Genomic DNA, 22671 nt, shown 5'->3' with positions numbered 1-22671 from the left:
CGCCACAAGTTTAGCGATTAGTGTGCTGAGCAACCGCAGTGAGATACAGGCAAATTGAAGCTGCTATTCCTAGGTTCAATGATTCAGCGGCACCATAAATAGGCAAAGACATGGTCCTATCCGCATTTTCGGCGACTTCACTGGTAACACCATGAGCTTCGTTACCAAAAACCCAAGCGGTTGGCTTTGCCATTTCGGCCACAGATACTTGAGTGACATCCTGGCCCGAAGAGCTAGATGAAAACACTTGAATGCCGGCGGACTTGATTTTGCTAATCGCCTCAACTAAATCTTGATCTACAACGATGGGGACGTTCAGAATACTGCCGGCGGTCGACCTGACCACCTTCGGGTTATAAACGTCCACCGAGTCAGGGCTGAGGATGACAGCGTCGGCCCCTGCGGCGTCTGCGGCTCTTATTATTGACCCAAGATTCCCGGGGTCTCGCCCTTGGTCAATAAGTGCCAACAAAACCGGCTGCTTTGAAAGTAGCTCCTCAAGCTCAATATCGAGATGATGAACGACCGCCACCACTCCCTGGGGAGTTCTGGTGTCAGAAATTTTGCTCATGACTTCGTCCGAGACTTCTTCGATAGCAACGCCCAGATCCGATAAGCCGGACAGGACCTCGCGATAACGCTCCCAAGCCAAGGCGGTCACGAAGACCTCTTCGATTAGACGGGGGGATTTTTCTAGCTCTTTCAGGCCTTGTGGCCCCTCAAGCAAAAAGAGCCCGGTTTCATACCGGGCATCTTTTTGATTCAGTCGAACAATCCCCTTGACCCTGTTGGATCTGGGATCATCCAGCATTAGCTAGCCTTTGGAGCGTTCACGTCCTTTGGCAATGCTGCCTTTGCCGAGGCAACCAAGGTTGCGAAAGACTTCGGGTCATGAATTGCCATGTCGGACATAATTCTGCGGTCTACCTCGATACCAGCAAGGCTGAGCCCCTGGATGAAGCGGTTGTAAGTCATACCGTTTAGACGGGCCGCAGCGTTGATCCGCTGAATCCACAGTCTACGGAAATCACCCTTGCGCTTACGACGATCGTTGTAAGCGTAGACAAGCGAGTGCAGCAACTGCTGCTTGGCCTGACGATACAGTCTCGAGCGTTGACCGCGGTAACCCTTGGCGCGCTCTAGAGCAACTCTGCGCTTTTTGTGCGAGTTGACAGCATTTTTTACTCTTGCCATGTTCTTACTCCTTCTTCGTCAGCCCTAGCGGCCGAGCTGCCTTTTAAGCTTCTTGAAATCTGCGGGGGAAACCACCTGGTCAGCATTCAGGCGACGCTTGCGCCTGGAGGACATGTGCTCCTGGTTGTGTCGCATGTTAATCTGCTGCTTCATCAGCTTGCCGCTGCCAGTAAAGCGGAAACGCTTTTTGGCACCCGAATGGGTCTTCATCTTCGGCATGAGCTCTCCTTTTAGTTCTCTTGCTCCACAGCAGGCTTCTGCTGTGCCTTTTTAGCCTCTGCTCGAGCTTCGGCCTTGTTCTTGAGCGGACCTATAACCATGACCATGCTTCGGCCATCGATTGATGGATTCGACTCAACTGTTCCAAATTCGGTAACTTGTTCAGCTAAATTCCTGAGTAACTTGACGCCCATTTCGGGTCGAGACTGCTCTCTTCCGCGAAACACAACCATCACCTTGACTTTGTCGCCGGCCTTCAGGAACTTTCGGACCTGTCCTGCCTTTGTCTCGTAGTCGTGGCTGTCAATCTTCAAACCAAATCGAACAGTTTTCAAAACTGTGTTGACCTGGTTCTTGCGAGCCTCACGGACTTTTTGGGCAGCTTCATATTTGAACTTGCCGTAATCCATAATCTTGCAGACGGGAGGGCTCGAGCCTGGCGAAACCTCGACTAAGTCGAGGTCGGCCTCTCTAGCCAACTTGAGTGCTTGATCAATATCAACAACGCCAACTTGCTCTCCAGCTGGTCCCACAAGACGAACCTGTGCCACCCGAATACGCTCATTAATGCGAGGATCGCTGATAATTTCTCCTTAATAACTGTTTTTGACCACGCAAGCGTGCAGAAGTAAATCAACTCTCTTACCCGGCAGCCTATTTAGAAGGCGGCTGACAGGTGGGATTGTAATCCACTTCTGACCGAGCAATAGCTCGGAGCCTCAGGTAGCCTAGCAGAGCATTTGAATATTGAGAAGAGGAAAAGTGGAAGAAGACTTAGCTCGTGACATCGCTGAAGTTCCAGCGGTCGAGGTTATTAACACAACCGCAGTGCACCTAATGAGTGCTGCAGCGGTTCAGTGTGGCTTGTCCGATGACACTCCAGGCGACTTAGCAGAGGCACGCAAGCTGATCACTGCGCTGGCAGGCTTGGTGAGCGCTGCTGCGGGAGAGATCGGCGATCACCACGCTCGACCCCTAAGGGACGGACTTAGATCCTTGCAGTTGGCATTCCGGGAAGCATCATTTATCAAGGACGCACCCGGGCAAGGGCCTGGGGAGAAATACACGGGTCCAGTTTCCTGACCTAGATGACAGAAATTATTTTCAGCTTGAAGGAATCCACGAAGTCATCAAGATCCCCCGCCCTGAGGTGAGCGACGAAACTGATGAGCGCGTTTTCTAAGTCCTCAGCGGTCAAACCCGGCCTCATGCCGACCTCGATGATTATTTCCTCAGCCACAAGTCTTGCCTCTGGGTCTCCAGCTGAAACTCCAGCCATAACGACGTCCCTCACTCCCTTGACCGCATGAGCAATTACTTGCTTTACCTCAGGGCCAGAAACTGCGTCAATTATCTCCAAGTCCTGAGCCAGAGCTGCTAGTTCGGTCCTGCGAAGAGCTCGTGCATGGGTTGCCGGATTAATGATTACCCGCGTGTGACCTTCTCCGACGGTCGCCACGCAGAGTTTATTTATCGATACCGGCACGGGACGAGCCTCAGGCTTCCAAGAAAGCATGTCCGCGACTGACGTGAAGGCGGGGATTGCGGTTCTATCATCCGGGGTTGACACCGCGACAATTGCCAAGTCCGCACTCTTATCAACCGCTTGACCGTGAGGGCCAATGCCGCTCTCACCAATCTCCGCAATTAGTGGAACCAGCAAACGCTGCCCGCGAAGTGACTCAACGAACCCCATTTTTACAAACGGAGTTGCGGCCAAAGCCCTCGCAATTACCTCTGGAGTCTCGCCGTCGTCTTCTGCCCAAGGATTCTCATCGAAGGATCGCCCCTTCCATGGGACGCCCGCCGAATCAACAAAGGGGCTTTCAGTCAATGGCCGGAACCGATCGCCAGGGCTTCCTCTAGCGTGAAGCGCCCGGCATAAAGCGACTTACCTAAAATCGCACCCTCCAGGCCAAGAGGCACTAAGTCAACTAGGTCCTGGATGTCCTGCAAAGTGGAAATACCGCCGGAAGCCACGACCGGTTTGTTGGTGTGCTGCATTACTAATTTTAAGAGCTCGAGGTTGGGGCCTTTCAGGGTCCCATCCTTAGTAACGTCAGTCACGACATATCTGGCGCAGCCGTCCGCCTCAAGTCTGGCCAAAACCTCAAGCAGGTCTCCGCCTTCTTTGGTCCATCCGCGAGCCGCCAACGTGCTTCCCCTCACGTCCAACCCAACGGCAATCTGATCACCGTATTTACTGATCACTTTCGATGTCCACTCAGGATCCTCAAGTGCGGCGGTTCCGAGATTTACTCTCGCGGCGCCCAGCTCAAGAGCGGCCTCAAGCGAATGATCGTCGCGGATACCCCCTGAAAGTTCGATTTTTACGGCACCACTTTGAGCAACTACATCGGCTATGACTTCTCGGTTATGTCCTCGACCAAACGCAGCATCAAGATCAACCAAGTGAATCCACTCTGCCCCGGCCGCGATCCAGTCTTGCGCTGCCTTCAGAGGGTGCCCGAAATCCTCTTCAGTACCGGCCTCTCCTTGGGTAAGACGCACGGCCTTGCCGGACGCAACGTCGACCGCGGGTAGTAACTCAAGCTTCAAGGTGTCTCCTAGATAGATTCAATCCAATTTGAAAGTAGCTTCAAACCGGCTGGGCCAGATTTTTCAGGGTGAAACTGAGTGGTCGCTAGCGGTCCATTTTCAACGGCGGCCAAGAATCGTTCTCCATGATTAGACCAAGTCAAGTGAGCGGGGATAAAAGGTGGCCGGATATCAAGCTCCCAAGCCACGGAGGCGTAAGAATGCACGAAGTAAAAGCGCTCTTGCTCGACTCCATTAAACAAAGTGGAGCCCGAAGAGGCCTCCACTTTGCTCCAACCGATGTGGGGCAATCTTGGTGCATCTAGCAATTTCACGGTGCCAGGCCACTGCCCTAGGCCTTGAGCTTCAAGGCCGTGCTCCAAGCCGGTTTCAAACATTACCTGCATGCCAACGCAAATTCCAAGCACTGGTCTAGAGGCGGTCAGACGCTTGTCAATAAGACGGTCAGCCCCATGCGCCTTCAGCTTTTCCATGACCGAACCAAAAGCCCCGACACCGGGAACTACCAGACCATCAGATTCATAGATATTGCTGGCGTTGTTCGTGAGTGTTACATTCGCCCCAGCTTCAGTTAGCGCCTTACAAACGGAATGAACGTTGCCACTTCCGTAGTCGAGTACTGTGACCGATTTGGTCACAAGCTCCCCTTGGTAGATGGCACGCCAATAACGCGAGGGTCAATAGCAACCGCTTTTCTGAGTGCGCGCGCAAAAGCCTTGAATTGAGACTCTGCAATGTGGTGAGCATCTCGACCCGCCAAAACATTTATGTGCACGGTTAGGCCGGCATTATGTGCAATCGCCTCGAACACGTGCCTCACTAACGACCCAGTGAAGTGACCACCGATCAAGTGATACTCAAATCCAGCTGGCTCACCGGAGTGAACCAAAAAAGGTCTGCCTGACACATCCACGACAGCTCGCGCTAATGCCTCGTCCAATGGGACAGTCGCGTCGCCATAGCGACCAATGCCTTGCTTATCTCCAAGAGCCTGAGCAATTGCCTGACCCAAGACAATAGCTACGTCCTCGACGGTGTGGTGCGCATCGATCTCTACATCGCCGGTTGCTACGACTTTTAGGTCTATTAGAGAGTGCTTAGCGAACGCGGTAAGCATGTGGTCATAAAAGGGCACACCGGTTGAGATTTCACTCTTTCCGGTGCCGTCAAGATTCATCGACAACTCAACCGACGATTCGCTTGTCTTGCGACTGATTTTTGCTTCCCGATTCACAACTGTTCCTTTGGCTCTGGTGCCCCTAGTTTAGTCAAGCAGTAATGCCAGCTCGCCAAGTAATTTTGTGGTCTCTGCCTCGGTACCAGCCGTGACTCGAAGACAACCCGCAATTCCGATGTCCCTCACAATGATTCCCTTGGACAGCAGGCCGTCAAAAATCATCTGAGTGTCACTGAATCCCTCAATCAAGACGAAGTTCGCATCTGAGGGCAAAGGCCTAAGCCCCATCTTTAGGATGCCGGCCATAATTCGATCGCGCTGAACTTTTATCTGCTGGACGTTAGCAAGAAGCTGTCCGCTGGTCTCCAGAGCCGCCATGGCCGCTGCTTGCGTTAGCGCTGACAGGTGATAGGGCAACCTAACAATGCGCATGGCATCAACCACTGCGGCGTCGGCGGCCATGTAGCCAACCCTCGCCCCGGCAAAAGCAAATGCCTTACTCATGGTCCGGCTGATTACAAGCCGTGGTCGTCCAGGCAGGAGAGATATGGCGCTCGGAGAGTTTGCAAACTCCTGATAAGCCTCGTCAACTAGCAGCATTCCTTCGAAGCTGTCGTATGCCGCCTCGATCACGTCAAGCGATATGCCAGTTCCGGTTGGATTATTTGGCGAACAAAGAATAACTATTTGTGGCTTCGCTTTGAGAATTTCCCCACGAACATACTCTTCGGTCAGGGAGTAGTCCTCGAGCCGAGGGAGCAACTGGTATTCAGTCAGCGTCGTTCTGGCGATATTCAGATACATCGAGTAAGTGGGACCGAAACTTATTGCTTTTACATCCGGCCCGCCAAAGACCTGAAAAAACTGCTGCAAAATTTCATTTGAACCATTCGCGGCCCAAATCTGCTCGGCTGCTAAGTTCCCACCCAAAAACTCTGCAAGCATTCGACGGAGCTCGATAAACTCACGATCCGGATACCTGTTAAGTGTTAGTGCGGCCTCCGCAGTTCGCTGAACTATTTTGAGCGCCACCTCTTCGGGAATTCCAAAAGTGTTTTCATTCACATTGAGTCTGATTGGAACGTCAATTTGAGGTGCGCCATACGGCAGCTGTCCGACCAAGTCGCGTCGTATTGGCAGATCATCGAGGTTAGTCACCTCTTAAGAGTAGCGAATCAGTTGGAACAACAGCGACTCAAGGCAGAGCTATTTGCTGACCGGGAGTCAATTCAACGGTTTCAAGGGCATTCAACATAACGACCCGGGCAATCCAGTCTCTCGGGTCCTGGGATGAAGCGTACTTGTCCGCCAGCTCCCAGAGCGAGTCACCCGACTGCACCGTTACGAATTCGACTGCCACTCCTGGGGTGCTTCCAGCGAAAGAGCCGCTAATTCCCAAGATACTGATTGCAAAACTGAGAGCCAGAACAACAACTGCGCGAACCAAACGCCTCGGGTTTGTAAGCCGGTAGTTTCCAAGAACTAACATGTTGTGTCCCTTCTGCTCGAATACTTGTTTCGAACACTTGTTCTAAGTTTACGTAACCCATTCAAAAAAGCAAGTGTTTGTGCCCTAATATTTGGAGCTTTGTCGAAAATGTGTTTGGTATTTGCTATAAATACGAATACAGTTTCGATAAAGGTAGTAAACAGCTACCCACAGACATTTTGCATAAGGGGCACGCATGGACACCTCAAACCTGACCAATGTTCAGCAAAGAATTCTCACCGTTATAGCCGAGTCAATGGCTGGCCGCAATTACGCACCCTCCATGAGGGAGATCGGCGAGTCTGTAGGTCTGTCATCAACCGCCAGCGTCTCTCATCAGCTGAATAAACTTGAGCTTCTCGGTTTTATAAGCCGCGACCCAAGACGCCCCCGAACGATCGACCTCCTAGGTCTAGAGCCAGCCGGAGAGATCATCAACCCGGATGCCGCAATGGTCCCACTCGTCGGCCGCATTGCAGCCGGTAGCCCCATTACCGCAGAGCAAAACGTTGAAGACGTCTTCGCCCTCCCCCGACAACTTGTTGGCCAAGGCGATCTGTTTTTGCTGAAGGTAGTGGGAGAATCAATGATCGACGCCGCCATTTGTGATGGCGACTGGGTAGTGGTTCGTCAACAGCAGACCGCTGAGAACGGTGACATTGTCGCCGCAATGCTCGAAGAAGAGGCGACAGTTAAGATGTTCAAACAACGAGACGGAAACACCTGGCTGCTTCCCAGAAACTCAGCATTTGAACCAATCCCCGCAGAGCATGCCCTTATCCTCGGAAAGGTCGTTGCGGTTCTTAGAGCCGTTTAGTAAGGCGCGACAATTCCGCTGCTAGGTCTTCACGAACCAGTGCTTTGACCTGTGTACCACCCTCTACATATTCAATCGTCTGCACTTTCCCAGCCATGTGAATTTTTGAAACCAAATCTCCGCGGTCATAAGGAATCAACCCCTCAAACAAAACCTCCGGTAGGGGCAGCGAGGATGCAATTGCCGCCTCAAGTTCGGGAATCCCCATGCCGGTTCTCGCAGAAACTAAAAATGCCCCTGGGCAAATACCCCGCAACCTAACGTGTTCCTCTTCGGAAACTAAATCGGCCTTATTGAATACGATCAGCTCTTCAATTGCGGAGGCGTCGACTTCGGCTACCACCAGGCGAACGGTCCGGATCTGTCCAAGCGGATCTGGGTCGGTCGCGTCCACAACGTGGACAATCAAATCTGCACCCGCAATTTCTTCGAGAGTTGATCTAAAGGCCTCAACCAGCTGGTGAGGCAACGAGCGCACAAACCCAACCGTGTCCGCGAGCGTATAACTTCTTCCGTCCGGGGTCTCGTGCCTTCTTATTGTTGGGTCGAGAGTGGCAAAAAGTGCGTTCTCAACCAGGACTCCGGCCTTGGTGAGCCTGTTGAGCAAAGATGACTTTCCTGCGTTGGTGTAGCCAGCGATCGCCACCTGCGGAACTCTAGCTTTCTCGCGCTTGAGCCGCTTGGTGTCCCGAGCGCTCTTCATTAACAAGATTTCACGGCGTAATTTAGCCATTTTGGTGTTGATGCGTCTTCTGTCTAACTCAATCTTGGTTTCACCGGGTCCGCGTGAACCGATTCCGACACCTCCGGCAGCCTGACCTCCGGCCTGCCTGGACATCGACTCGCCCCATCCGCGCAGTCTTGGAAGTAGATACTCAAGCTGAGCAAGTTCGACCTGGGCTTTTCCCTCTTTACTCTTGGCGTGCTGGGCAAAAATATCGAGAATGATGGCGGTCCTATCGACGACCTTTACCTTGACTATGTCCTCAAGGGTTCTGCGCTGTGAGGGTGCAAGCTCGGTGTCCGCTATCACAGTGTCGGCGCCGACTTCTTTGACCAACTCTCTTAGCTCTTCTGCCTTTCCTTTTCCGAAGTAACTCGCGGGGTCAGGTTTTGCGCGCCGCTGAAGAAGACCGTCAAGCACTTCAGCCCCCGCCGTCTCGGCAAGGGCAGCAAGTTCGCGAAGCGAATTTTCGGCACCGGTCAGGGTGCCAGTCCCCCAAACGCCAATTAGGACGACTCTTTCCAGGCGGAGTTGACGGTACTCGACCTCTGTTACGTCTTCTAGCTCTGTCGACAGTCCGGGGACTCTTCTGAGCGATGCTCGCTCTTCCAGCTCAAGCTGGTCACCGTCATACTCGGACACCGGCGCGAGAGAGCCGCGGCGTAAAATTCGGTCGATAGTAGATTCTGGTTCCATTGTTGTTTAAGACTAAGCCTGTATTACATTTGTCGTATGCAGATGGAGCACTATTTCAGCTCAGAGCCGACAACGAAGAAAATTGAAACTGAGGTTTCATTTGAAGTTGATGGTGTCAGATTTGACATGGCCGCCGCAAGCGGAACCTTTAGCTCAACAAAACTAGACGCCGGCACAAAAGTTCTTCTGTCCCATACCTCCATGCTGCCCAAGGATGGAACCGTACTTGATCTTGGCTGCGGCTGGGGGCCAATCGGCATCGTGATAGCCGCCCTCTGCCCAGCTTCTAAGGTTCATGCCGTAGATATAAACCAGCGGAGCATTGAACAAACCCGAGCTAATGCCGATCGAATTGGGCTTCCAAATCTCAGCATTTGTCTTGCAGAGGACCTGCCCACGGACTTGAAATTCGACGCTATCTGGTCGAATCCGCCGATTCGAATTGGCAAAGTGGCTTTGCACGAATTGCTAAGCGCATACATTCCTCGCCTCGGGGATGGAGGAAGGGCCGTATTTGTGGTTCAGAAGAATCTGGGCGCTGATTCACTCATTCGATGGCTAGCCGAAGAGTACCCAGATCATATGGTTTCAAGAATTGGAACAGCAAAGACCTACCGAATTATCGAAGTGGCTAATCCTGCCAAGTCCCAGAATAAGTAAGCACAGCAGGACCACTTATTGAAACGTGTTCGCCATCCTCAGTTGGAAACATCCTGACGGCGACCTCTCCCCCAGGAACCTTGACCTTCCAAAAGTTTTGAGTGCCCCCAGCCCAGTGTCGAATTGCGATGGCGGCTGCTGCTATTCCGGTGCCACAACTCATGGTCTCTCCGGAGCCACGTTCGTGGACCCTCATGGTTAGCCCTGCAACGCCCTTGTTGATAAGAGGCTCGTCTAAAACGACAAACTCGACATTTGCGCCATCTTCCGGCAAAGGCTCGAGAACGGGCGGCTTTGACAGCGCGAGCCCCTGAAGCTCTTCGAGGTCAGCAAGCGCGACTACGACGTGAGGGTTACCCACATTCACAGAAAGACCAGGCCTTGAAACCTGAAGACCCTGGGTGCTAACTAGGGTTTGGTCGTCCCCGATTACAAACAGACCCAGGTCGACGGCAAACCCATTCACAGTGGCAGTCAGGTCCTTAATGCCATCTCTAGTCGCGACCGGCAAAGTACTGCCATCTGTAAGCGTCGCTAGTCCATTTTCCAACAAGTATCGGGCAAAAACGCGAATGCCGTTTCCGCACATCTCACTCCTAGAACCGTCAGAGTTTCTGTAATCCATAAACCAAACGGCCTCCGGCTCGGATTGAAGCAACTCAGCCACCTCGGAATCCTTGACGGTGGGCTTGACAATAATTAGACCGTCGGCACCGATACCAAAATGCCGATCACACATTGCGGCCACTTGGTCGGAACTTAAATCTATTTGACCGGCCCTATCAAGCACGAGGATGAAATCATTGCCCGTGCCATGCCCTTTTGTGAATTCAACTTTCATACCCCAAGCCTAATTCGCTCAAGGGCGGACTGGAGTAACTTCGGCGAGTCCGGCAACCAATGAGTGCGACGATCTCGCATAAACCAGGACATTTGTCTTCTTGCATATCGGTTCGTTAGCTGAATCGTCTCTTGAATTGCCGCAGCTTCAGTCAGGTCTCCGGAGATTTGCTGGAACGCTTGCTGATAACCGATTGCGGCAAGCGCGGTTTTGGAGAGCGATGCATCACCATCTAGCAGCTGCCCAGCCTCGTCAATTAATCCATGTGACCACATCTCGGCTACCCGATTAGCAATACGGGGTTTGAGAACCTCTCTTTCGACATTGATGCCAATTGTGAGAGTAGGCACAAGGTATTCGGGTTCCGGAAGCGTTGAGGGGAATGGCTGACCCGTTATCTGAATTACCTCGAGTGCCCTGATTACCTTACGAATATTATTGCTGTGAATTTTCCGCCCGGACTCGGGATCCAGCGCCGCAAGCTGATTGTGCATTTCGAGAGTCCCAACGGCCTCCGCTTGAGACTCGAGCTGGTTCCGAATTCCCTTATCGGTCGGAGCAAAATCGAAATGGTCGAGAGCGGCCGCAAGGTAGAACATGCTGCCGCCAACAAACACCGGTAACTTGTTTCGAGCTCTGATTTCATTGGCAGTATCGATAGCCAGCTTGCTATATTCGGCCGCTGTCATTTCCGCGCTAGGTTCGATGGCATCGATCAAGTGATGCGCGATTCCGCGACGCTCATTTTTGGGTAATTTGGCCGTACCAATGTCCATGCTTCTATAAAGCTGCATGGCATCCGCATTAATAATTTCGGCGGCCTGTCCGGATGACTCCAAGGCTTCGACCACAGACAATGCCAATCCGGACTTGCCGGAGGCAGTAGGGCCGACGATAGCTAGGGCGCTAAACCCCACTTTTAACTCTGATCGGTAGCCCGAGCGAGACTTTGGACTCTCCGGGTCCTGGCACGCCGCAGCTTTCGAGCTGACGACGGTCATAGGCGTCCCCGCCGGCAGTCCTACGAACCTCGTAAAGACCACCTGGCACATAGTCAGCAACAAGGAAATACGGAGCCGCTCTGGTGATTCTAAGCCTGACAGCATCCCCAGGACGGGGAGCATTCTGGCCCTCAGGAACATCGAAATGAACCAGACGATTGTCCCTAGCTCTTCCGGTTAGACGATTGGTCTGAGAATCCTTGCGGCCCTGATCGGCGGACGCCAATACCTCGACCTCGGTGCCAACCAAAGGCTTATTCTCTTCCCAAGCGACTTCGTTCACGACTTCTAGAAGGCGTTCGTATCTTTCCTGAACCACTTCCTTGGCTAGCTGATCGGGCATATCAGCCGCAGCCGTTCCCGGCCGCTTCGAGTATTGATAAGTGAAGGAAGACGCAAACCGTGACTTCCGCACAACGTCTATGGTGTCCTGAAAATCCTGCTCCGTCTCACCGGGGAAGCCCACGATTATGTCCGTGGTTATTGCAGCTTCTGGCATTACCGCCCGTACTCGATCGAGTATTCCAAGATACTTTGACGCACGGTAACTCCGCTTCATGTTTTTCAGAACCTTGTCCGACCCCGACTGCATTGGCATGTGAAGTTGAGGCATTACGTTGGGGGTCTCCGCCATCGCGGCAATCACGTCATCCGTGAATGAAGCCGGGTGAGGTGATGTAAACCTAAGCCGTTCAAGACCCTTAATTTCACCACACGCCCTCAGTAGCTTGGCAAAGGCACCGCGATCACCGAACTCGACACCGTATGCATTTACGTTCTGACCCAACAAGGTAACCTCGATTGCACCGTCGGCCACGAGCGCCTGAACTTCGGCCAAAATCTCCCCAGGACGACGATCTTTCTCCTTGCCCCTCAGGGTTGGGACAATGCAAAAGGTGCAGGTGTTGTTGCAACCAACCGAGATCGAGACCCAGCCGCTAAACGGGCTCTCGCGCTTGGTTGGAAGGGTTGATGGGAAAACCTCCAGGGATTCCAGTATTTCAATCTGGGCTTCGGCATTGTGCCTTGCGCGCTCGAGAAGAACGGGTAGAGAACCCATGTTGTGAGTTCCGAACACCACGTCCACCCAAGGTGCCCGCTCCAAGATTATGTCCTGGTCCTTCTGGGCAAGACAGCCACCAACAGCAATCTGCAGCTTTGGATTAGCCTCTTTCTTGGGAAGCAACATTCCGAGTGTTCCATACAGCTTGTTGTCCGCATTCTCACGAACAGCGCAAGTGTTAAAAACCACCACATCGGGGTCTGCGCCCTTGCTCTGCTGATAGCCCGCTGAATCAAGCAGCCCTGAGATGCGCTCAGAATCGTGGACGTTCATTTGGCACCCAAAGGTGCGGACTTCGTAGGTAAGTGACATGACAACACTGATTTTAGTCGTCAGACCTGATTTCGCGAAGTGCACTCGAAACCATTGACGAACTAAAGCCTCTCCGCATCAAAAACCCGGAAACCCTCCTGTACTTAGTATCCGGCTCTAAATCCCTAAGTCGATCCCAACGCGCCCTGCCCAATTCCAGAACCAACTTCTCTTCATCTTCTCTGGTTATACCGGAAACAGCTTCCTCAACGACTGCTCTGTCGACTCCTTTTTGTTGCAATTCTCTGCCGATTATCCTAGAGGATTTGCCCTTTTCGACTCGAGAGCGAACATAGGCAGCAGCGAAAACTGCGTCGTCAATCAACTGGACCTCTTCGAAACGATCGAGGAGCGGTTTTGCAATCTCCACTGGAATCTCACGTTTTTCCAAGATTTGAGCTAACTGCCATTTAGTCTTCATGCTCCGAGAGAGCTGGAAAAGCAACACATTTCGAGCCCGCTTTTCCAGCTTTTCGTCAGACCTTATGTCAGGCATTGTTTGCGGCCTTAGCGACCGGCTTGGTGTCCTTTATTACATCCGCAACTTCTTCAACCGGTAGGTCAGCGACAGGGCGAGGAACTCCTACGCCCAGCTTGACTTTGATTTTCTGTTCAATAGTGGCTGCAATCTCTGGATTTTCCTTCAAGAATTTGCGAGAATTTTCTTTCCCCTGACCCAATTGTTCGCCATCGAAGGTGTACCAGGCTCCCGACTTATTGACAATGTCCTGCTCGACTCCGAAGTCAATCAAACTACCTTCGCGAGAGATCCCCTCACCGAAGATGATGTCAAACTCTGCCTGCTTGAAGGGGGATGCAAGCTTGTTCTTTACGACCTTCACTCTTGAACGGTTGCCTACCGCGTTGTTCTGGCTGTCCTTGAGAGTTTCAATTCGACGAATGTCCAATCGAACTGAAGCGTAGAACTTCAATGCCTTTCCACCAGAAGTAGTTTCTGGGGAGCCGAAGAAAACACCAATTTTCTCGCGAAGCTGGTTAATAAAGATTGCTGTGGTGTCTGTGTTGCTGATTGCTCCGGTTAGCTTACGTAGCGCCTGAGACATCAAGCGAGCCTGGAGACCCACATGCGTGTCCCCCATTTCGCCTTCGATTTCCGCACGAGGCACAAGTGCTGCGACTGAGTCAATAACGATGACGTCAATTGATCCGGATCGAATCAGCATGTCGGTGATCTCGAGAGCCTGCTCCCCGGTATCAGGCTGGCTAACCAAAAGGGCGTCAATGTCTACGCCTAATTTGGCTGCGTAAATAGGGTCTAGAGCGTGCTCTGCGTCAATAAATGCAGCTGTACCGCCTGCTTTCTGAGCGCTAGCGATAGCGTGCAGGGCAATGGTCGTCTTACCTGAGGCCTCCGGTCCATAAACCTCTACGATTCGACCTCTCGGAAGTCCGCCGATTCCCAATGCAACGTCCAACGCGATCGAACCGGTTGAAATTGATGCTATCGGCGCGCGTTCTTCGGATCCCAACCGCATAACTGACCCTTTGCCAAATTGGCGATCAATCTGCGCCAGAGCGGTGTCTAGGGCCTTTTCTCTATCTGATGCACTTGGCATTACAACCTCTTTCCGACGCCTGGCGCCTTGTATGTAACGAAGCTACGCTCCGTCTAAGACATTTTGCAGAAACAGCAAGAAAGCTCTTGATAAGTCTTAGAAACTCTTAGCTGTTAGCAAGAATAGGCGTTCGAACAAAATTTCGAATGATTAGTTTTCGGCGTGTTGCTTTGTCCTAGGTTTACCGTGCCAACGTTCCTTGGGAACGCCGAGGTGAGAACAGAGTGCCAGCCAGACTTCCCTGGGGTCATCACCGGTCTTGAGAAGCTCTAACGGAGTCTTATCTGACTTCTCAGTGAGTCTGGTATCGGCCAAAATCACGGCAGCAAAGCTAGGCCCAAACTCCTCATCGACTAATTGCCGGAACTGACTCAGCTTCACTAGTGAGAGTAGAGCTCTGCTTCGGTTACAAAAGCATCTGGAACGGTGTCCGGGATGTAAGTCTTTTCGGCGTAAGCGCCTTCTACAAGTGCCAGACGGTCGGAAACTTCGCGCAGCAACTGTGCCAGTGGCACTTCCAGCGCCTCTGTGACAGAGGCAAGAATCTCAGAAGAGGCTTCTTTTTGACCGCGCTCGACTTCTGAGAGATAACCGAGGGCAACTGAAGCCTTGGCAGCCACTTGCCTAAGTGTCTGACCCTGTTCTAAGCGGTGATTGCGAAGCACGTCGCCAATTTCTTGTCTAAGCAGAACCAAAGTTTCCTCCTGGCCGATAATCTATCGGCTTCTTTTCGTAAAATTACCCAAAGTATCTGAATGTTTCCTGATGGATAACCAACCACTCAGGCTAAATGTTCCCTAAGGATCTCAATTGCGCGATCTTGAGTGAGCATCCTTATTTGATTTCTCGATCCCTCAAAGCTTTCGCTGTAAACGGTCACGCCCAGAGAGGAACTTATTGCGATATATACTTCACCCGGCTTGCGTCCCGACACGCTCCTAGGCCCTGCAACGCCGGTAGTTGCCACTCCGATTACTAAGCTTGCGTCTTTACCAGCAGCCTTGGAGAGCCTCTCCCGAACGCCCTCGGCCATCTGCGCAGCTACTTCGGCATCGACCGCGCTCTGATTGGCGATTAGGGCGGGTGATACACCTAGCAGTTGCTCCTTAATGCGGTCTTGGTAGGCAACAATTCCACCAAGAATCACCTCCGAAGCACCATCGACCCCGATAAGGACCGAGGCCAACGCGCCTCCGGTTATTGATTCAGCGATCGCTATTGAAAGCCCGGCTTTTTTTGCCAGAGCTATAACTTGCTCGGCCATAGAACCTGCTTTCCGCTCCACAGCGTCAATACAACCGTAAACCAGAGCACGGCCTGGGAAAATAATGTGTACCAGTTGCCCAGTACTTCAAAGGGTGCCAATGCAAGAGAAACCGCGATGATTTGCATGACCGTTTTGAATTTTCCACCTCCGGTAGCTGCAATCACTCGACGCCTAGCAACTACCAACCGGTACACGGTAACAATCAACTCTCTTGCCAGAATCAACGAAGTCGCTATCCAAGGAACTGCACCCTGTGCAGATAAGGCGAGCAAAGCACCGGTCAGCAGAGCTTTATCGGCGATCGGATCAATAAGCTTTCCAAAATCGCTGACTAGGTTTCGCTTTCTGGCAATCGCCCCGTCTATACCATCGGTAGAGGCCGCAAGCACCAGCAGTACCAACGCAGCTATCCGACCCCAAAAATCCCAGTAATCAAAGATTATCCACAACACAATCGGCACCATGGCCAGCCTGGTCAATGTGATTATGTTGGGTGTTTGCCTATAAATAAAGCCTCTAGAAGTCATCACGCCTACCGGTTAGCTGCCAAGCGTCTTCGTCCGGTTCGTCATCGGAACCCGGCGAATCCCCTTCGACCACGGCCGAGCTTTGGCCACTGATCTTGGCAAGTAATGCAGGCAGATCCTCCGCCCTAACTAAAACCTCTCGGGCCTTTGAGCCCTCAGATGCTCCGACGACCCCTCGAGACTCAAGTAGATCCATCATTCTTCCGGCCTTGGCAAAGCCAATTCTAAGCTTCCGCTGCAGCATAGAGGTTGACCCAAATTGAGAATTAACGATTAGATCGCAAGCAGCAAGCAGAACATCCATGTCATCGCCGATATCACTATCCACGATCTTCGAAGTTACCCGCTGAATTACATCACTTCGGTACTCGGGGTCCATCTGAGCCTTGACATGATTCACTACTTTTTGGAGCTCCGCTTCAGACACCCATGCTCCCTGAACGCGAACTGCCTTGTTTGTTCCCATTGGCGCGAACAGCGCGTCGCCCTGGCCCACCAACTTTTCGGCTCCAGGCTGATCCAGAATTACCCGGGAGTCCGTCAAAGACGAGACTGAAAAGGCGAGTCTAGAAGGCACGTTGGCCTTGATAAGACCCGTCACCACGTCCACCGAAGGCCGTTGGGTCGCTAGCACTAGGTGGATGCCGGATGCTCTGGCTAACTGAGTAATACGAACAATGGAATCCTCGACGTCCCTCGGAGCAACAATCATTAGATCCGCAAGCTCGTCTACTACTACCAAGAGATAAGGATATGGCTGCAAGTCTCGCTTGGAGCCTTCCGGCACCTTTACATCCCCGCTAACCACCGCACGGTTGAAATCGTCAATGTGCTTGAAGCCAAAAGACGCCAGGTCGTCGTAACGCGATTCCATCTCTCTCACGACCCATTGCAATGCCTCAGAAGCTTTTTTCGGATTGGTGATAATTGGAGTCACCAGATGCGGAACTCCCTGATAAACAGAGAGCTCAACGCGCTTTGGGTCAACCAGCACCATTCGAACCTCCGCCGGAGTAGCGCGCATCAATACGGAGCAAATCATAGAGTTTATAAAGCTCGATTTACCGGCTCCAGTAGCTCCGGCTACTAATAAGTGAGGCATTTTGGCAAGGTTCGCTACTAGGTAGCCACCCTCAACGTCTTTTCCAACACCGATTGTCAATGGGTGTTGAGCACCGGTTGCAGCCTTAGACCTCAACACGTCCCCCAGAGAAACCGTCTCCCTGTCAGTGTTAGGAATCTCAATGCCGATAGCGCTCTTGCCTGGAATTGGAGCCAAAATGCGCACTTCGCTGGAGGCTACCGCGTAGCTAATGTTATTGATCAGTCTTGTTACTGCTTCAACCTTCACCCCAGGTGCCAATTCAACTTCGTACCTAGTCACAGTGGGTCCACGCTGGAAATCAGAAACCCTGGCCTGCACATCGAACTCTTTGAAAACATCGTTGATGGATGCGACCACCTGATCATTTACCGCAGATTTAGTCTTGTGGGGAGTTCCTGCCGCCAGCAGCCCAAGGGCCGGAAGTACGTAGGGTCTTTTTGCCCTCTGGGAAGAAGGTATGTCGATGGGCTCGGTAACCCCTTCTGGTTGAGAGAAAAACTCCGGCTCGTCAGTCGAATCATCCTCACTAAGCACGACCTCGACCGACTCAATCGGAGCATCAATTTCGGAGGCAACAAATTCGTCGATGTCGGACACCAGTGGTGAATCAAAAGCCGGCTCCAACTCACGCTCTTTTTTCCACCAGCTTGACTTCTTGGCATCGAATGCATCGGTTTCCACTGCGTGCTTATTTTCGGCGAACAAGAAACCGTAGAGCCTCCGGAAATTGACAAGAATTTTGTTTGGAGCAGTTCCAGTCATAACCAAGATTGAAATTATTGCCAATAAAACTAGAGCAGGCACAGCTCCGTAAATACTTAGAATCCCGGCAAGCGGACCGCCAACCAGCCAACCAAAGAGGCCCCCTGCCTCCGCTAGTGCGTCAACGCCATCCCTTGGGGACGGCATGTTGGAAAAGACATGGAAAAAACCAGAAACAACTGACAGTAGCAACCAGAATCCCAGCGCGAATCTGGAGCTGTCCCTAACCGAGGCGGGATGTCTGAACAAATAAAGCGCGTAGCCAAAAAACACCACCGGCAAGGCGTAAGCCACTAACCCAAAGAGCATCCCAAAAGTAAAATTATGCAGCGTCACTGCCCAAGACTCCCCGATTAAGAACCAAGCGTTTGCCGCTCCCAAGACGCTAAGCAAGAGCAGGAAGAATGGAGCACCGTCTCTACGGTCGTCCCTGGCAAGCTTTTCAGTGCTGAAGGCGCGAATTATGCCGCCGAAAAAATGAGCGATGCCCAGATAACCACTGCTTAGAGTGGAGCCAAAATTAGAGCTTTCATTCTTGGGCCTGGACGGCTTGCGGGCAGCCACCCTCGGCCTTGAGGTCGCAGGCTTCTTAGCAGACCGGCTACTGGCGGGTCTGCGAGGAGGTGGAGTCTTTGCTGCCATGAGGAAAAACTAGCAATCTATTTAGTGATTTGGGCTTAGGCGGGGCGCGAGGAATAAACAACGATTGGGATGATCATAGGCTTACGACGGTGCGCTCTGGCTACCCAGGAACCGACAGTTTTACGAATTACTTGCTGGAAGCCGTAGGTGTCTCGAACCCCATCGGCTGCGGCCCTCATCAGGGCGGTACGAACCTCGGGGAGGATGTCGTCAAAGACGTGATCCTCTTCGGCGTATGCCCGAGCCTTGATCTCTGGGCCCTCGACAATCTGGCCGCTTGCTTTGTCTACCACCACGAAGATAGAAATAAAGCCCTCTTCAGCCAACATCCTGCGATCCTTGAGGTCTTCCTCAGTGATTTTACCAACGGTCTTGCCGTCAACATAAAGCATGTCGCAGGGCACTCTACCGACTATCTCGCAAATACCGTCAACCATGTCGATTACGGCGCCATCTTCAGCCAACAGGGTTCGCTCCACCGGAACTCCGGTTTTAATAGCGAGGTCAGCATTCGCCTGCAGATGACGGAATTCGCCGTGAATCGGCAGCACGTTTTTTGGCTTCAAGATGTTGTAGCAATAAAGAAGCTCTCCGGCCGCCGCGTGACCAGAAACGTGCACCTTGGCATTGCCCTTGTGAACAACGTTGGCGCCAATTTTTGTGAGCCCATCGATAACTCGGTAGACAGCATTTTCGTTGCCTGGAATAAGAGAGCTTGCAAGCAAGACCGTGTCGCCAGGTCCAATTTGTATTTGATGATCTTGTCTTGCCATCCTCGAAAGCACGGCCATCGGCTCACCCTGGCTACCGGTAGACATGAAGACGAGCTTGCTGTCTGGATAGTTTCCAGCTTTTCGAATATCTACTATCTGTCCGTCGGGTACCTTCAAAAACCCAAGCTCGGCGGCGATGGTCATGTTTCGAACCATACTGCGTCCTACAAAAACTACCTTGCGATTATTCGCGAGCGCCGCATCAATAACCTGCTGAACTCTATGGACGTGTGAGCTAAATGATGCCACCACGACTCTTCCCGGAGTCTTAGCGATCACGTTCTCAATAACTGGCCCAATGTCTCGCTCTAGAGGGGTGAAACCCGGAACATCGGCGTTGGTGCTGTCGACCATAAATAGATCGAGCCCTTCTTCGCCAATCTTCGCGAATGCGCGAAGATCAGTTAACCTGCCATCCAGTGGCAACTGATCCATCTTGAAATCTCCGGTCGCAAGGACTGTGCCCGCGACGCTCCGGACTATTACGGCCAAGGAGTCCGGAATCGAATGGTTTACGGCAACAAATTCAAGTTCGAACGGTCCGAGGCGCTCTATTTGCCCAGCGGCAACTGTGTGAGTCAGGGGAGCTATGCGGTGCTCCTTGAGTTTCGCCTCAAGGAATGCAAGCGTCAAAGTAGAGCCAAGGATCGGTATGTCTTTTTTATGACGAAGAAGATACGGCACTCCCCCGATGTGGTCTTCGTGCCCGTGAGTAAGCACCATGCCCACGATGCGATCCAGCTTGTCCTCCAGGTAACTAAAGTCAGGAAGAATTACATCCACTCCAGGCTGCGTCTCCTCAGGGAACAACACACCGCAATCAATGATCATGATTTGCTTGTCAAGCTCAAAAACGGTCATGTTTCGACCGATCTCGCCTAAACCTCCAAGTGGGATGATTCTCAATGTGCCCGGCTTGAGTGCCGGTGGGGCCTGCAGCTCCACTATCGGGTTGTCCCAGCTACCTTGGGCAGCGCACCGCCAGCGGCGGCATTTCTATCAGGACGGAAGTTGTCAAAACTCAAGCCAGGTACGCTTTGAACTTGGTCAATACCGGATTCAATCTCAGCGGCTTCGCTGTCCTCGGGGCCCACCAGCGGCAACCTGACACGCGGCGAACCAATTAGGCCTAAGCCGTGCAGTACGTACTTCGCTGCAACAGTTCCTGGAACGTGATTCATAACTGCGCGCTGCAGAGGCTCGAGGGCGTTGTGGACCTTGAGGGCTGCGTGGAAATCATTTGCATTCGTCGCATCTAGCATTTCCCTGTAAGCGTGCGGGGCAATGTTCGCAGTGACTCCGATAAGTCCGGTTGCACCCACTGAAAGCTGAGGCAGTGCGTAGGAGTCATCCCCCGAGAAATACATCAAACCAGTTTCCAGCATCAGTCTTGAAACTTGTGCAAGGTCGCCCTTGGCATCTTTGACGGCAACAATATTTGGATGCTTCGCCGCTCTGTGAAAAGTGTCATAGCCGATTGCAACCCCAGTGCGACCGGGAATGTCATAGAGGATCACCGGAAGGTCAGTTGCGTCTGCAATCATCCTGAAATGAGTCAAGATGCCAGCCTGAGTGGGCTTGTTGTAATAGGGCGTTACTATCATCACGCCGTCAGCCCCGGCTTTTTCACTGGCCTTGTAGAGCTGAATCGCATGGGCGGTTTCGTTGGACCCGCCGCCGGTGATGATCTTGGCTCGACCAGCTGAGACAGATTTGCCAACTTTTACAAGCTGAATCTTCTCGGCATCTGTGAGCGTCGATGTTTCTCCGGTAGTGCCGGTGACCACGATGCCATCGGCACCATTTGAAATGACATAGTCCATGTGCTTTTCGGTTGCATCCCAATCAACCTCACCATCGTGAGTCATTGGCGTCACTAGTGCAACTAGCACCTGGCCGAATATGTCTTTTTGTTCTGAACGCATCGCTCTAGCCTAGTCACGCCTGGCTAGAAACGACACAACTGGTGGTATCCTGCTGAATTATGAGTCGCAATCCATTAAATCCAGACATTTTTAATTTGCGCACAGTAGCAACCAACTTGCTGGCCGGCCTAACGGTCGCATTTGTGGCTCTCCCACTTGCACTGGCCTTTGGAATCGGCTCTGGACTTGGAGCACAGGCTGGCCTAGTAACCGCTGTAATTGCCGGAATGATAGCCTCGGCACTGGGTGGCAGTCGCTACCAGGTATCCGGTCCGACCGGTGCGATGACAGTAATTTTGATACCTGTTGTAGCCCTATACGGAGCGACTGCAGTCTTGCAGGTTGGCCTTATGGCAAGTGCACTGCTAATTCTTGCTGGTCTTCTAAAACTAGGTCGGCACATCCACCGACTACCGACTGCACTTATAGAAGGCTTCACGGCTGGCATCGCAATCGTGATAGCGATGCAGCAAGTGGCGTTCGTTTTGGGTGTGGAGCTACAAGCCAGTGACCACATCTGGCAGAGCGTGATTGATGAAGTGCGCATTTGGATAGATGAGCCTCGGCCGTGGCCGCTAATTATCGGCATATTGGCAATTACCGCGAATCTCATCGGCGCAGCCAGATGGCCAAAACTACCCGTGGCTTTAGCTTCGATCATTGCGCTGACAGTTACCGCTAACTTTCTTGGGCTCGATGTGGACCGAATCGGCAGCCTGCCTCAAGACTTTATTGCTCCTAGCCTTGATTTTTTATCAGCAGGAAACTGGCTTGGCCTAGTTCCCGCGGCGCTAGCTATCGCATTCCTGGCAGGCCTCGAAAGCCTGTTGTCTGCAAAAATAGCGGACAAGTTGGCCGGTAGCTACGATCATGACTCCAATCGCGAGCTAATCGGACAGGGCGTTGCAAATCTGGTGGTCCCTTTCTTCGGAGGTGTTCCGGCTACGGCCGCGCTTGCTAGAACTGCCGTAAACATTAGAGCCGGCGCAACATCGAGGCTTGCGGGCTTCAGTCACGGACTATTTCTTCTAATTTTTGTACTCCTGCTGGCTCCGCAAATCGGTCAGATACCGCTTGCTGCGCTCGGTGGCGTGCTGATTGCTACGGCCTACCACATGGTCCGGGTGAGGGAGCTGATCTACACGGCCAGCCGGTCCAGACTGGACATGCTAGTACTGGTAATCACAATGATTTCAACCGTCGCACTGGACTTAATAAGCGCACTAGCCATCGGTCTGCTCCTATACCTGGTGCTGAGAAGAACTCGACTCAGCTACCTAACACCGGTGATTGACCCAGAAGAAACCTTGGGCGACTAGGTCCTGGACTAAATACTCGACG

Annotated in this window: 27 protein-coding genes; 4 read left to right on the top strand and 23 right to left on the bottom strand. The window is 52.4% G+C overall.

The genetic code is table 11. From position 1 onward, the window contains the following. Positions 1-10: 10 nt before the first annotated feature. The 4 genes from ABXT50_RS02290 to infC are packed head-to-tail and all read right to left on the bottom strand — an operon-like array spanning position 11 to position 1964. On the bottom strand, positions 11-811 hold the full coding sequence (locus tag ABXT50_RS02290; protein WP_415274559.1) for a TrmH family RNA methyltransferase: 801 nt from the start codon (positions 809-811) through the stop codon (positions 11-13). Beyond that, on the bottom strand, positions 811-1194 hold the full coding sequence (rplT, locus tag ABXT50_RS02285) for a 50S ribosomal protein L20 (RefSeq protein ID WP_415274558.1): 384 nt from the start codon (positions 1192-1194) through the stop codon (positions 811-813). Before rplT ends, ABXT50_RS02290 begins: the two co-directional genes overlap by 1 nt. Positions 1195-1218: 24 nt before the next feature. Further along, positions 1219-1413 (bottom strand): 50S ribosomal protein L35, encoded by a 195-nt coding sequence (gene rpmI, locus ABXT50_RS02280; RefSeq protein WP_040324904.1) that lies wholly within the window; start codon positions 1411-1413, stop codon positions 1219-1221. Positions 1414-1424: 11 nt separating this feature from the next. After that, on the bottom strand, positions 1425-1964 hold the full coding sequence (infC, locus tag ABXT50_RS02275) for a translation initiation factor IF-3 (protein WP_415274557.1): 540 nt from the start codon (positions 1962-1964) through the stop codon (positions 1425-1427). Between the two features lie 211 nt (positions 1965-2175). Between infC and ABXT50_RS02270 the strand changes: the two genes are divergently transcribed. Continuing rightward, on the top strand, positions 2176-2496 hold the full coding sequence (locus ABXT50_RS02270) for a DUF1844 domain-containing protein (RefSeq protein WP_007541374.1): 321 nt from the start codon (positions 2176-2178) through the stop codon (positions 2494-2496). Position 2497: 1 nt separating this feature from the next. Here ABXT50_RS02270 and ABXT50_RS02265 read toward each other — a convergent pair whose 3' ends face one another. The 6 genes from ABXT50_RS02265 to ABXT50_RS02240 all read right to left on the bottom strand — a co-directional run bounded on the left by ABXT50_RS02265 (position 2498) and on the right by ABXT50_RS02240 (position 6638). Continuing rightward, the gene (locus tag ABXT50_RS02265) at positions 2498-3247 is read right to left on the bottom strand and encodes an SseB family protein (RefSeq protein WP_415274556.1); all 750 of its coding nucleotides are present in this window, start codon (positions 3245-3247) and stop codon (positions 2498-2500) included. Next, on the bottom strand, positions 3244-3972 hold the full coding sequence (gene priA, locus ABXT50_RS02260; RefSeq protein WP_415274555.1) for a bifunctional 1-(5-phosphoribosyl)-5-((5-phosphoribosylamino)methylideneamino)imidazole-4-carboxamide isomerase/phosphoribosylanthranilate isomerase PriA: 729 nt from the start codon (positions 3970-3972) through the stop codon (positions 3244-3246). Before priA ends, ABXT50_RS02265 begins: the two co-directional genes overlap by 4 nt. A gap of 8 nt (positions 3973-3980) precedes the next feature. Further along, a complete protein-coding gene (gene hisH, locus ABXT50_RS02255; protein WP_415274554.1) occupies positions 3981-4610 on the bottom strand; it encodes an imidazole glycerol phosphate synthase subunit HisH in 630 nt (209 codons plus the stop codon). Then, the gene (gene hisB / locus ABXT50_RS02250; protein WP_415274791.1) at positions 4607-5149 is read right to left on the bottom strand and encodes an imidazoleglycerol-phosphate dehydratase HisB; all 543 of its coding nucleotides are present in this window, start codon (positions 5147-5149) and stop codon (positions 4607-4609) included. The genes hisH and hisB overlap by 4 nt, the downstream gene beginning before the upstream one ends. An 87-nt stretch (positions 5150-5236) precedes the next feature. Then, positions 5237-6307: a histidinol-phosphate transaminase gene (locus ABXT50_RS02245; RefSeq protein ID WP_415274553.1), complete on the bottom strand. Its 1071-nt coding sequence runs from the start codon at positions 6305-6307 to the stop codon at positions 5237-5239. 37 nt (positions 6308-6344) lie between these two features. After that, a complete protein-coding gene (locus tag ABXT50_RS02240) occupies positions 6345-6638 on the bottom strand; it encodes a LysM peptidoglycan-binding domain-containing protein (RefSeq protein ID WP_415274552.1) in 294 nt (97 codons plus the stop codon). A gap of 196 nt (positions 6639-6834) precedes the next feature. Between ABXT50_RS02240 and lexA the strand changes: the two genes are divergently transcribed. Further along, complete coding sequence (gene lexA / locus ABXT50_RS02235) at positions 6835-7455, top strand: transcriptional repressor LexA (RefSeq protein ID WP_415274551.1); 621 nt, start codon at positions 6835-6837, stop codon at positions 7453-7455. Here lexA and hflX read toward each other — a convergent pair. Beyond that, positions 7442-8875 (bottom strand): GTPase HflX, encoded by a 1434-nt coding sequence (hflX, locus tag ABXT50_RS02230; RefSeq protein ID WP_415274550.1) that lies wholly within the window; start codon positions 8873-8875, stop codon positions 7442-7444. The genes lexA and hflX overlap by 14 nt on opposite strands. A gap of 36 nt (positions 8876-8911) precedes the next feature. Between hflX and ABXT50_RS02225 the strand changes: the two genes are divergently transcribed. Continuing rightward, on the top strand, positions 8912-9535 hold the full coding sequence (locus tag ABXT50_RS02225) for a class I SAM-dependent methyltransferase (protein WP_415274549.1): 624 nt from the start codon (positions 8912-8914) through the stop codon (positions 9533-9535). Here the strand turns inward: ABXT50_RS02225 and dapF are convergent. The 12 genes from dapF to dapA form a co-directional block, all read right to left on the bottom strand. Beyond that, on the bottom strand, positions 9507-10376 hold the full coding sequence (dapF, locus tag ABXT50_RS02220; RefSeq protein ID WP_415274548.1) for a diaminopimelate epimerase: 870 nt from the start codon (positions 10374-10376) through the stop codon (positions 9507-9509). The two genes, ABXT50_RS02225 and dapF, sit on opposite strands and share 29 nt — an antisense overlap. Continuing rightward, positions 10373-11293, bottom strand: coding sequence for a tRNA (adenosine(37)-N6)-dimethylallyltransferase MiaA (gene miaA / locus ABXT50_RS02215; RefSeq protein ID WP_415274547.1), 921 nt, complete (start codon positions 11291-11293; stop codon positions 10373-10375). Before miaA ends, dapF begins: the two co-directional genes overlap by 4 nt. Next, complete coding sequence (gene miaB, locus ABXT50_RS02210) at positions 11283-12752, bottom strand: tRNA (N6-isopentenyl adenosine(37)-C2)-methylthiotransferase MiaB (protein WP_415274546.1); 1470 nt, start codon at positions 12750-12752, stop codon at positions 11283-11285. The genes miaA and miaB overlap by 11 nt, the downstream gene beginning before the upstream one ends. Positions 12753-12765: 13 nt before the next feature. Then, positions 12766-13248, bottom strand: a complete 483-nt coding sequence (locus ABXT50_RS02205; RefSeq protein ID WP_415274545.1) for a regulatory protein RecX — start codon at positions 13246-13248, stop codon at positions 12766-12768. Further along, entirely contained in the window at positions 13241-14329 is a 1089-nt protein-coding gene (gene recA / locus ABXT50_RS02200) for a recombinase RecA (protein ID WP_415274544.1), read from the bottom strand. Before recA ends, ABXT50_RS02205 begins: the two co-directional genes overlap by 8 nt. A 150-nt stretch (positions 14330-14479) precedes the next feature. Continuing rightward, entirely contained in the window at positions 14480-14710 is a 231-nt protein-coding gene (locus ABXT50_RS02195; protein ID WP_415274543.1) for a DUF3046 domain-containing protein, read from the bottom strand. Continuing rightward, the gene (locus ABXT50_RS02190; protein WP_415274542.1) at positions 14710-15024 is read right to left on the bottom strand and encodes a helix-turn-helix domain-containing protein; all 315 of its coding nucleotides are present in this window, start codon (positions 15022-15024) and stop codon (positions 14710-14712) included. Before ABXT50_RS02190 ends, ABXT50_RS02195 begins: the two co-directional genes overlap by 1 nt. Positions 15025-15110: 86 nt before the next feature. Further along, positions 15111-15593: a CinA family protein gene (locus ABXT50_RS02185; RefSeq protein WP_415274541.1), complete on the bottom strand. Its 483-nt coding sequence runs from the start codon at positions 15591-15593 to the stop codon at positions 15111-15113. Beyond that, positions 15575-16123: a CDP-diacylglycerol--glycerol-3-phosphate 3-phosphatidyltransferase gene (pgsA, locus tag ABXT50_RS02180; protein ID WP_415274790.1), complete on the bottom strand. Its 549-nt coding sequence runs from the start codon at positions 16121-16123 to the stop codon at positions 15575-15577. Before pgsA ends, ABXT50_RS02185 begins: the two co-directional genes overlap by 19 nt. Then, entirely contained in the window at positions 16113-18632 is a 2520-nt protein-coding gene (locus ABXT50_RS02175) for a DNA translocase FtsK 4TM domain-containing protein (protein ID WP_415274540.1), read from the bottom strand. The genes pgsA and ABXT50_RS02175 overlap by 11 nt, the downstream gene beginning before the upstream one ends. Before the next feature lie 35 nt (positions 18633-18667). Next, positions 18668-20305, bottom strand: coding sequence for a ribonuclease J (locus tag ABXT50_RS02170; RefSeq protein ID WP_415274789.1), 1638 nt, complete (start codon positions 20303-20305; stop codon positions 18668-18670). 44 nt (positions 20306-20349) lie between these two features. Then, positions 20350-21330: a 4-hydroxy-tetrahydrodipicolinate synthase gene (dapA, locus tag ABXT50_RS02165; protein ID WP_415274539.1), complete on the bottom strand. Its 981-nt coding sequence runs from the start codon at positions 21328-21330 to the stop codon at positions 20350-20352. 95 nt (positions 21331-21425) lie between these two features. On the opposite strand from dapA, the gene ABXT50_RS02160 reads away from it, so the two are divergent. Then, positions 21426-22649 carry a SulP family inorganic anion transporter gene (locus ABXT50_RS02160; RefSeq protein ID WP_415274538.1) on the top strand — a complete coding sequence of 408 codons (1224 nt, stop codon included), beginning with the start codon at positions 21426-21428 and terminating at the stop codon, positions 22647-22649. The last annotated feature ends 22 nt before the right edge of the window (positions 22650-22671 follow it).

Origin of the sequence: Aquiluna sp. Uisw_065 (assembly GCF_047731275.1) — a bacterium.
In the GTDB taxonomy this organism is placed as follows: Bacteria; Actinomycetota; Actinomycetes; order Actinomycetales; family Microbacteriaceae; genus Aquiluna.
Note: the sequence above shows the minus strand (reverse complement) of the source record. Positions and strands in the feature narration are given on the sequence as shown.

Coding starts and splice junctions, on each gene's coding strand:
- ABXT50_RS02290 (WP_415274559.1), bottom strand. CDS start 811: ATGCTGGATGATCCCAGATCCAACAGGGTCAAGGGGATTGTTCGACTG.
- rplT (WP_415274558.1), bottom strand. CDS start 1,194: ATGGCAAGAGTAAAAAATGCTGTCAACTCGCACAAAAAGCGCAGAGTT.
- rpmI (WP_040324904.1), bottom strand. CDS start 1,413: ATGCCGAAGATGAAGACCCATTCGGGTGCCAAAAAGCGTTTCCGCTTT.
- hisB (WP_415274791.1), bottom strand. CDS start 5,149: ATGAATCTTGACGGCACCGGAAAGAGTGAAATCTCAACCGGTGTGCCC.
- ABXT50_RS02240 (WP_415274552.1), bottom strand. CDS start 6,638: ATGTTAGTTCTTGGAAACTACCGGCTTACAAACCCGAGGCGTTTGGTT.
- lexA (WP_415274551.1), top strand. CDS start 6,835: ATGGACACCTCAAACCTGACCAATGTTCAGCAAAGAATTCTCACCGTT.
- hflX (WP_415274550.1), bottom strand. CDS start 8,875: ATGGAACCAGAATCTACTATCGACCGAATTTTACGCCGCGGCTCTCTC.
- ABXT50_RS02225 (WP_415274549.1), top strand. CDS start 8,912: ATGCAGATGGAGCACTATTTCAGCTCAGAGCCGACAACGAAGAAAATT.
- dapF (WP_415274548.1), bottom strand. CDS start 10,376: ATGAAAGTTGAATTCACAAAAGGGCATGGCACGGGCAATGATTTCATC.
- miaB (WP_415274546.1), bottom strand. CDS start 12,752: ATGTCACTTACCTACGAAGTCCGCACCTTTGGGTGCCAAATGAACGTC.
- ABXT50_RS02205 (WP_415274545.1), bottom strand. CDS start 13,248: ATGCCTGACATAAGGTCTGACGAAAAGCTGGAAAAGCGGGCTCGAAAT.
- recA (WP_415274544.1), bottom strand. CDS start 14,329: ATGCCAAGTGCATCAGATAGAGAAAAGGCCCTAGACACCGCTCTGGCG.
- ABXT50_RS02185 (WP_415274541.1), bottom strand. CDS start 15,593: ATGGCCGAGCAAGTTATAGCTCTGGCAAAAAAAGCCGGGCTTTCAATA.
- pgsA (WP_415274790.1), bottom strand. CDS start 16,123: ATGACTTCTAGAGGCTTTATTTATAGGCAAACACCCAACATAATCACA.
- ABXT50_RS02175 (WP_415274540.1), bottom strand. CDS start 18,632: ATGGCAGCAAAGACTCCACCTCCTCGCAGACCCGCCAGTAGCCGGTCT.
- dapA (WP_415274539.1), bottom strand. CDS start 21,330: ATGCGTTCAGAACAAAAAGACATATTCGGCCAGGTGCTAGTTGCACTA.